Raw genomic sequence first — 8,584 nt, 5'->3', positions numbered from 1 at the left:
CGGTATGGCCCGCCGTCTCACCCGCACAGGCCCCGCTCGACGACAAGCCAGAATTGTCTGCGACTAACGAAGATCGCCGATCTCAAACACTCACTTAGAACTGGCGGAACGACCGGTCACCACACTCGATCAAGGATGAGTGCGTGCGTGGACCGATATCGCAATGTAACCTGACGTGCTGATCGCGGCGGTTCTACGTCTCACCGGCCGACATCACGGGCATCCTGAATTAGCTCATCAACGACCATCGAATGCGCGCTGTTGTCACCCCGAGGTCGTCACAGCCCCCTCCAACACGTCTTAAGCGCGGTCGCAGTCAACATTGAATGCCTCATCGCCAAGCATGATGATCAATGATTCTCGTGGCCTCCAACGCAGTCACACAGCGTGAACCAGGCGAACTTCAGCGATCGGTCAGGGAATTTGATCTGCCCGACAGCGGCTCCGGCAGCTAGACTTTTACAGCGCTCTCGGCTCGGTCGACAAAGGACAACAGCATGCCGCTAGAGGTCAACAAACACGTCCAACGGATACGTCGTTACCAGCCGTTCGACGTCGATGCCTCCGAGATGATCTACGAGCTGCAGGCAGACTGGACACAGTCTTTGTACCGCGTCGCAACGCTGATCTACTTGCTTAGTGCCATTGAACGACCGACCATGAAGACCATCGTCCTGACCGGGGACGCCGGGCATGGCAAGACAAGTCTGTGCGCCAGCCTTCTGGCTGAGCTGCGGGTCGATGCCGAGACGATCACACCAGAGATCCGGAAGACGGTTTTCCGCGAGTTGTCCGAGGCTGGCAATGCCAGCCGCCCCATTGGTCAGACCCGTAGCGGACGCCCGCTGTACATCCTCAAGGATCTCAGCGAGCTCAGCGTGCAAGCGGGCGCTCGCAAGCTCGTGGAGTTGCTCGACCCTGCGGGTGGGGGTGTCGCGATCATCTGCGCGAACGAGGGCCAGCTACGCAAGTGCGCCGCCGAAGACGATAGCCTCGACAAGGGCGGCACGGGGCGCGCCAAGATCCTTGTGACGACCCTGACTGAAGGCATCCTCCGCGGGCAGGTGAGCGACCCCGATGACACAGTCACCGTCATCAACCTCAACTACCAGTCCGTAGCGGCCGACAGCCCCAACGACGGGCTCATCCTGTGGGTCCTGAAGCAGTGGACGACGACGCAATGGTCGCGATGGAAGTCCTGCGAGACCTGTGATGCACGGGTAGTCTGCCCCATCCTGGCCAACCGGAACGAGCTGAGCGATCCCACCCGCGGGCCTCAGCGCCGGGCCGCGATCCGGGATATGTTCGCCGCAGCAGAGCGCACCGGGGCCGTGGTCACGACCCGTCAGGCGCTATCAGTGATCAGCTACATGCTCACGGGTGGCCTTTCCTGCGAGAACGTTCACGCCAAGTACCAGCGGTCGCACTCGAATAGGTCATGGCAAGCTCCCCATTTGTACCACCAGGCCCTCTTCGGTGACCGGCTGACCCAGCAACAGCGTCATCTGGTACCTGCCTTCTTCGCATTACGAAAACTGGACCCCGGCAAGGTCTCTCGCCGCCAAGTTGACGACCGGCTAGACCCGGACCTGGCCGGCGACTTCCCTCCCGCGGACGCTGGCAGCTACTTGCAGAAGGTCCGTACGAGTCGGGACGTCCAAAAGCAAGCTGAACAGTTGCGAAGCGTGTACACGTTCCTGCGGCGAGCTGACTTCTTCAATAGCGACGACGATAGGGATCGGTTCGCCCGCATGGGCCTGCTGGCCGGCGACGACTTCGTCACTGTCCAGGACAAGAACCGGGACCCGGCAGACACTACGGTTCGAGACCGCTTCCTCAAGGGCCTGGAGGCTGTCCAGGGCATCCACCGGGCAGGGAGCAACCCCGACTTCCTGATACTCGACCCGGCCTTTTTTACCCACCGCGGCCGCGCGGCCGTAATCTCTCGGCGAGTACCCAGCAAGGGTGTCGAGGTTGTTGACCAAATCACCCAGTGGCAAGAGAGAGACCGGACAGGCGTCCCCCCTGAGATGCAGAACGCCGTCGAGTGGCTCAACCGGGCCATCTACATCCGTATCCCGGCTGTCGCCCCTGAACAAGACGCGGTCTCGGTGGAAGCGGACCTGTTGCGCTTTGAATTGCTGACACGGTGGGCCGCTGGCCTGCGCAGCGAGGTCCAGCATGAGGCAGAGATCCGCGGTCTGAGTGGATCCCTGGCAGAGCTGGCCGACTCGTCGAACAAGGACGACGAGATCCAGGTATTGGCGGGCAACGCCATGAGAAAGCTGATGATCGACGTCGGCGATAAGATCCGGTCGGTGCGTGCCTGATGGCCGATCGTTCCAAGGCTGAGGTCGTCCTTCGGCTTTTCGGCGTGAATCTCGAACGGCAGGGCCGCGGCTTCTACGTCCCGCTCGAGATGCTCGCGATCGCCCGTGGCGTCTACCTGGCGCATCAGGAAGACCCAAAGAAGTTCGCAGGGCTCCTGGACAGCGGAGCCAATACAGCTTACAGAAGGACCTCGCACGACCTGGCCCGGAGGATCGCGACCAGGGCCCACATCGTCGAGGGCACCGAAGAACTGAGCAAGGCCGTCGAACTGGACTCCCCCGAAACGATGGCAACGCTCCATGCCCTGTTCTCCTCCCTGTTGGTCGAAATCCCCGGGCGTCGTAGCCAACCCGGTTGGTTCGGCGTGCACATCTATCCGTTCGTCGGTGAGCTCATCCACTACGACGCAGTCGAACGACGAATCAAGCAAACCGATGCCTCCTCCAAGAACAGCGACAAGAAGCGCAAGCAGGCCGGCAAGGTTGCTGCTGGCATCAATGCCCCGAGTATCGAGCGATACCTCTTCCGCGATGGCGGGGGATGGGCCTACAAAGTCCTCCGCAGCGACCCTGATTCCGACCGCAAGGAAGCGACCCGAAAGGGCCTGGCCGACCTCGTACAAGACAGCGGTACCCCGTTGGGCAACCTCGCCAAGGCCCTCAGTGCGCACGACTTCGATTACGACGAAGCGCCCGTGGAGGGCATAGACGAGGGAATCACGCTGCACGAGGATCTCAGCCCGTGGCCCGATCTGCTGAGGGAAGGAACCCGCAACATCGTCACTCGGATCGCGACGGTCCCCAGGGCCAAGCGCACCGAGAGCCTCATGCACTGGGTCCCCTACTGCTTGGCACGCCACCAGCTGCATCTCGCACGCAAGAAGCTCGGTGCCACCGATCGGGAGTCGATCCTGTTGGACTTCGGCAACGAGGCGACCCCGCTGCGCAGAGAGTCGCAGAAAAACCTCACCGGCTTCCGCAACGACATCGTCAACGCGATCAACGTCCAGGCCCGGGAAATGATCGACGAAGCCGAAGGCGACGAGGCCAGGAAGCGCCGCTACGAAAGATTCACCAAGGAGGCCGGCAATGCGGTCGCATCGCCCCGAGCGTTCTTCAGCGAGACCCTCGCCGCTGTGGGGGCCCTGAACGCCACGGTCGGGCGCCGACACTTCACCATGAAGCCCCCGATGCTCGAGGGCCTGGTATCCGCCACCGTCCCGCAGGGAACGGAGATGGAGTTCGGTCAGTTCTGTGGACTGCTCTATGAGAAGTACGGGCTCGTGATGGAGAGCAAGGCCGCGGCTGCGAGCCCGTTGGCCTACGAGGTCGACTCATCGTTCCTTGACCACAACGGCAAGGCGTTCCGGGAAAGGCTGGCCGCCATCGGCCTGCTCACTCAATATTCAGATGCGACCAGCATGGTCCGAGGGGAGCCCCGGTGACCGACAGTAGTATCAGAGCGCTCGGTCGGTTCGTCGCCGACGAAGCGCTCCGCAAGGTCACCGACTTCAGTGGAGCCCGTGCCGTCCTGCGAGTCAGCGGATTCGATCGGCCGACCGTGGCCGAGGCGCTCCGTCGCACCGCCCAGAGGCTGTCGGAGTCGCCGGGCCGTCAGGTTGTCGTCAAGGTCGGCACCTCGGAGCCGATCGAAGGCGTACCGGTTGACTACCTGCTGGACCCTCAGGACCAGCTGACCAAGTGGCGAAATTTTGGACAGGGCGCGGCGGTGCTGCTCTTCGAGTGGGGGGAATCCCCGGACGCACAAGGGCTGGCGGCCATGAACGCCCTTGACGATGCCGCAGTTCTGGGGGACCACCACGACACCTCTGGCGAGCGCGGGTTCGAAAGGTTAATGGCAGAAGCGTGGCGGGAGGCCGGTGGCATCGGCACCGTTCCGGCCCTCATGGCCACCCTTTTGCGGGAGATCTGGTGTGCTGTCACCGATGAGGAGCCCCGGTCCTTGCGCCGCTGGGCGACCTTCCTGGTCGAAACAGCGCAGAAAGTCGCAGCTACTCACGTTCACACCCCTGATGCGGTCTACCCCGAGATCTCTGCAGCCCTACCCGCTCTTGACCTCTTTCCGGACCGAGGGCTCTCCTTCAAGCCCGCCGCGCTGTCCGCCCGAATCAAGAAGAACGTCTGGGTCAGTGCCTTCAAACAGCCCACCGGCAAGGAGATCACCGAAGACGACCTGATAGACCGCATCGCCGCCACTGAGTTCAGCGAGGAGTCCTTGGAGTACATCGGTACGGACTCTGAGACTGCCAAAACGCGCATGCGCAGCCTCGTACGCAACCTCAACCGCAGTGGTTCTACCCCACAGAATCCTCGTCAGCTTCGCCGCGAGCAGGACCTGACCCTCTGGCTCGAAGTCTTCGAGCAGAAATCCAAAAAGATCGGCCTGGGCCAGCAGATCCGGCAGGAGATCGAACGGACCGCCGCAGAGCGGGTCAACGAGTACGACTCCATGATGATCGAAGGTGCGCTCGACCGCGGAGACCAGGAATCCGCACAGCGCTTCCTTGACGAGACTCCCCTCGGAGGAACCGAACCGCTAGCCGACCTGCTGTCCAAGCGATGTCGCCGCAAAGTCGAAAAGCTCGCCTTTCCGGACTCTCAATTCGTCCATGACCCACTGCGTGCCCTGCTGCGCGAGCTGACCTACTTTTCCGACGAAGAAGAAGGCTCCGTCGTCGTCGGGCATGAGGGCAACCAGGAAACCGGACAGTGGAGCCGCTGGCTGTTCGCCTTCCTGTACGCACGCACCCTGCGAGATGTCCAGGACTCCACCGGACTTCGCCTGACTCTCGAGGTCAAGGAGTGCCTGCTGGACCTGAACATGCCGCACCTGCCGAAGGAAGACGAGCCGTTCGACCCGAACATCGAGTGGGCCCCGCTGCGCATTCTGGTCGAGATGGACGGTGCCGCCCAGCGACGCTTCCGCTGGGACCCCCTGGGCATCCCTGGCCAGATCGCTCTGGCGGCCCTCGTCCGCGGCTGGAGACCTCCCCCCGGCCATGCCAGCGATCTGACCTTCGACACCTTCCTTCAGAAGTTCAACGAGCCACAGCACTGGCAGGTCAACGAGCCCGTGCCTGAACCCACGTCACATTTCGCCGGCCAGATGGAGCGCCTCAAACAGAAGCACTTCAAGCAGATCTCCGACGGGCTCGACGCCGAGAACATCAACGAATACGTACGCGAATGGGAAGGCATACTTCGCGCAGCTCGCACCGCCCTGGTCCCCAACAACGCCCCGAACACAGATCTCGAGGCCGTCGTCCTGACCGATGTCGTCGGGCTGGCCGACCACCGCATGATGATGCTGGCCACCCACCCGCTGAAGCTGCGCTGGCTGGCAAAGAACTACGCGGAGGCCGCCGACAGCATCAAGACGGCCCTGAACAAGGAAGGGGGGCTGAGCCTCAATCAGGAGAACGAGGACCTCTTCTTCGACGCCATCGATCGTATCTCCCCACATGGGACACCTGCGATCCTCGTCGGGCCCGGCGGCACGATTGCCATCCCGATGCGGGAATCGGCCGGACACGAGGAGTACGCGCCTGTCCGCCACGGCGGCAATGAGTCCAAGGACTGGCTCTCCAGCGTTGACGAGACCGCGATCGATGAGATGGTCCGCGTCATCACCGACTACCTGACGACTTACCCCCACAAGCTCGACGGCCTGCGCCTACTGCTCCTGGACCGCAACGGCGACCCCGTCCTGCCCATGCGCGTGGCAAAGCAAATGCGGGCCAAGAACCCCCGTCTGAAGGTCGATCTGGTCGTGCTGGCTCCCCAAGCGACCCATCACGAGATCATCCAGGGTTTCGACCCGCAGTTCTCCGGCGCGGAGATGTCCGAGGACAGTTTCCTGCCCGATGTCCAACTCATCCTGCAAACATGGGAGCCCGGCCAAGAAGCAGACCTGTCAGAGCTGGAAGACACCATTGACCTCGCCCTGGCCCCGGCGCTCTTCGGCACCCAGACCAGTATCAAGGAGAGCACCAAGAAGGAATCCTTGTCGGGCTCCTTCAACCCCTGGAAGCACCCGGCCTCCCACAACCTGGCGCAAACCAGCGAAAACGTCGTAAGAGCGCTGTTGCCCGAGACCGCTGACGAGACACTCGAGTCCTGGTCGACCCTGTGCGTGCGCTACGACCGCCGTTCTCCGGTCTCAAGAGAGAGCGTCGACGGCATCGACTACTTCGAGATGCAGGTGCAGTTCGACCAGCACCAAGACCTGTTCACCACCCTGCACCGCGTGGCCCACTGGGTCGTCACCCTCGACAGCTTCATCGGACGGGAGCAGATCGATGCCCTGCGTAACCGCCCTGACGTCATCCTCGTCAAGCCCAGTGTCGGCAAGAACGAGTCCTACACCCTTATTGTCAGCTCGCAGACCGGCCAGCAGTTCGTCGTCCAGCGACTGCGGCGCCGGCTGGAGCAGATCGGGGTCGTTACTCCGCAGGACTCCGAAGGCACTGCTAAGCGGATCTACGAGGTAGGCCGCAACGTGGCCCCTGGCGCCGTGCTGCGCTCTCTCGGTATCGGCACCACGGTCAACGAAGTCGTCGGCCTGGTCGCCACCCGATTCGTCATTGATCAGCAGTTCCCCGTCCCTCGGCAGGGCACGAGCTTGGTCACCTGGATCAGCTTCGACGAGCACCACCGCTGGTTCGGCCGGGGACACAAGACTCGTGCCGATCTGGGCCGCTTCGTGCTGACCGTCCAGGATGACGGGATGGTTCGCCTGGATATCCTGGTCGCCGAGTCCAAATTTCGCCAAACCTTCGACGTCGGCTCGGCCGAGGAACAACTCAACCGCACCACCGACCTGTGTGAGGATGCCTTTCGCTCGGACGGCGAGGTTCGCCACGACCGCCCCTTCTGGCTGGACGAGCTTGCCGCCGCGATCACTCAGACCAGTGGAAACGTCCTAAAGGCTGCAGACCTTCCAGCTCGCACCGTGATCGGCGACGAGGACCACCGTCAGATCGAGGCGAAGGTCCTTGACGCCCTGCGCTCCGAGGATGTCCAGCTCGGTCAGGTTACTGGCGTTGCGGTGGCTATCTCAGCCGAGGACGACCAGCCGGCTCCCATGGTCGGAAGCCTCGGCAAGCACACCCTGGTGAGGCTGAACAAGCACGAGCTGCTGAACCTCATCGGCGCTCTGCGGGCAAATCAGGACCCCACCAATGCAGACCCCCTTGTTGTCTCTAGGCACCTCGGCGGGACCATGAAGGTCTCTGGCCCCGCCGCTCAAACCACCTCGACATCCACCAGAATGCCTACCTCCGAAGAACCGACGGCACCTGCCGAGGTTGGTGGGAGGACTGCTCCACTAAACGCGCCGAGAGCGGTAGTTGGGCGCCACTCTGCCGCAGAGGCGGATCCTCTCCCTCGGAAGGCTCACCACAGTGGGCTCTCCGAGGAGGAGCTGAGGCTTCGATACAACAAGGTCCTTGACGTCTTCGCCCGCCACAAGGTCGCGGTCACCTCCCCGGAAAACGGCAAGTGGCAGGAGGGGCCCGGCTTCTACATCTTCCGGTTCATTCCCCATCCTGGGGTCACCGTGGACAAACTGACCAACCGGCGAGACGAGATCTTCCTGGCTCTGGCGCTACCCTCCGGGTTCAGCATTCGCACCCGCAGCGACCGCGGCTCCGTACTATTTGAAATCCCCAAGATCGACGACGAGATGTACGGGGTTGACGCCAAGGAGCTGTGGCAGCGATGCCCAGTTGATCCCGAGAGCCTCATCGCCCCTCTGGGCGCCGACATCGCGGGCAACCCGGTCACCATTGACCTCTCCTCCGCGGACTCACCGCACTTGCTGGTGGCCGGCACGACCGGATCAGGAAAGTCCGTTGCCCTGGACACGATCATCAAGGGCTTGATCCGGTACGGCAAGAGTGCCCTGCGACTCCGTCTCATTGATCCCAAGGGCACCGAGCTTGTCGACTTCGAGGACGACCCTCACCTTGATGGCCTGATCGGTATGGACGCCGCCGATGCGATCGAGATTCTTGAGGAAACCGTCGAAGAGATGGCCAAGCGCTATAAGGACATGAAGGCGATCCGCGCACGCAAGCTCGCAGAGTACAACTCCAAGGTCAACAAAGCAGATCGAAAGCCATGGATAGTCGTCGTCCTGGACGAGTACGCCGACCTCACCAGCGATCCTGAAGAGAAAAAGCAGATCGAAGCGCTGCTCAAGCGCCTAACGCAGAAGGCCCGCGCTGCGGGTA

At 62.5% G+C, this 8,584-nt stretch carries 3 protein-coding genes; all 3 read left to right on the top strand.

The features are described 5' to 3' along the window. The first annotated feature begins 497 nt into the window (after positions 1-497). Positions 498-2,330: a hypothetical protein gene (locus ACWCSD_RS41285; RefSeq protein ID WP_449923086.1), complete on the top strand. Its 1,833-nt coding sequence runs from the start codon at positions 498-500 to the stop codon at positions 2,328-2,330. Next, positions 2,330-3,775 (top strand): hypothetical protein, encoded by a 1,446-nt coding sequence (locus tag ACWCSD_RS41280; RefSeq protein ID WP_449923083.1) that lies wholly within the window; start codon positions 2,330-2,332, stop codon positions 3,773-3,775. Before ACWCSD_RS41285 ends, ACWCSD_RS41280 begins: the two co-directional genes overlap by 1 nt. Beyond that, positions 3,772-8,584 (top strand): FtsK/SpoIIIE domain-containing protein (locus tag ACWCSD_RS41275; protein ID WP_449923080.1); only part of this gene is annotated, 4,813 nt, incomplete at its 3' end. The genes ACWCSD_RS41280 and ACWCSD_RS41275, both read left to right, overlap by 4 nt.

It is taken from the genome of Nonomuraea sp. NPDC001684, assembly GCF_053596515.1.
This window is presented reverse-complemented; position numbering and strand designations above follow the sequence as displayed.

Excerpts from the sequence above, each read along its gene's own strand:
- ACWCSD_RS41285 (WP_449923086.1), top strand. The coding sequence starts at position 498 with ATGCCGCTAGAGGTCAACAAACACGTCCAACGGATACGTCGTTACCAG.
- ACWCSD_RS41280 (WP_449923083.1), top strand. The coding sequence starts at position 2,330 with ATGGCCGATCGTTCCAAGGCTGAGGTCGTCCTTCGGCTTTTCGGCGTG.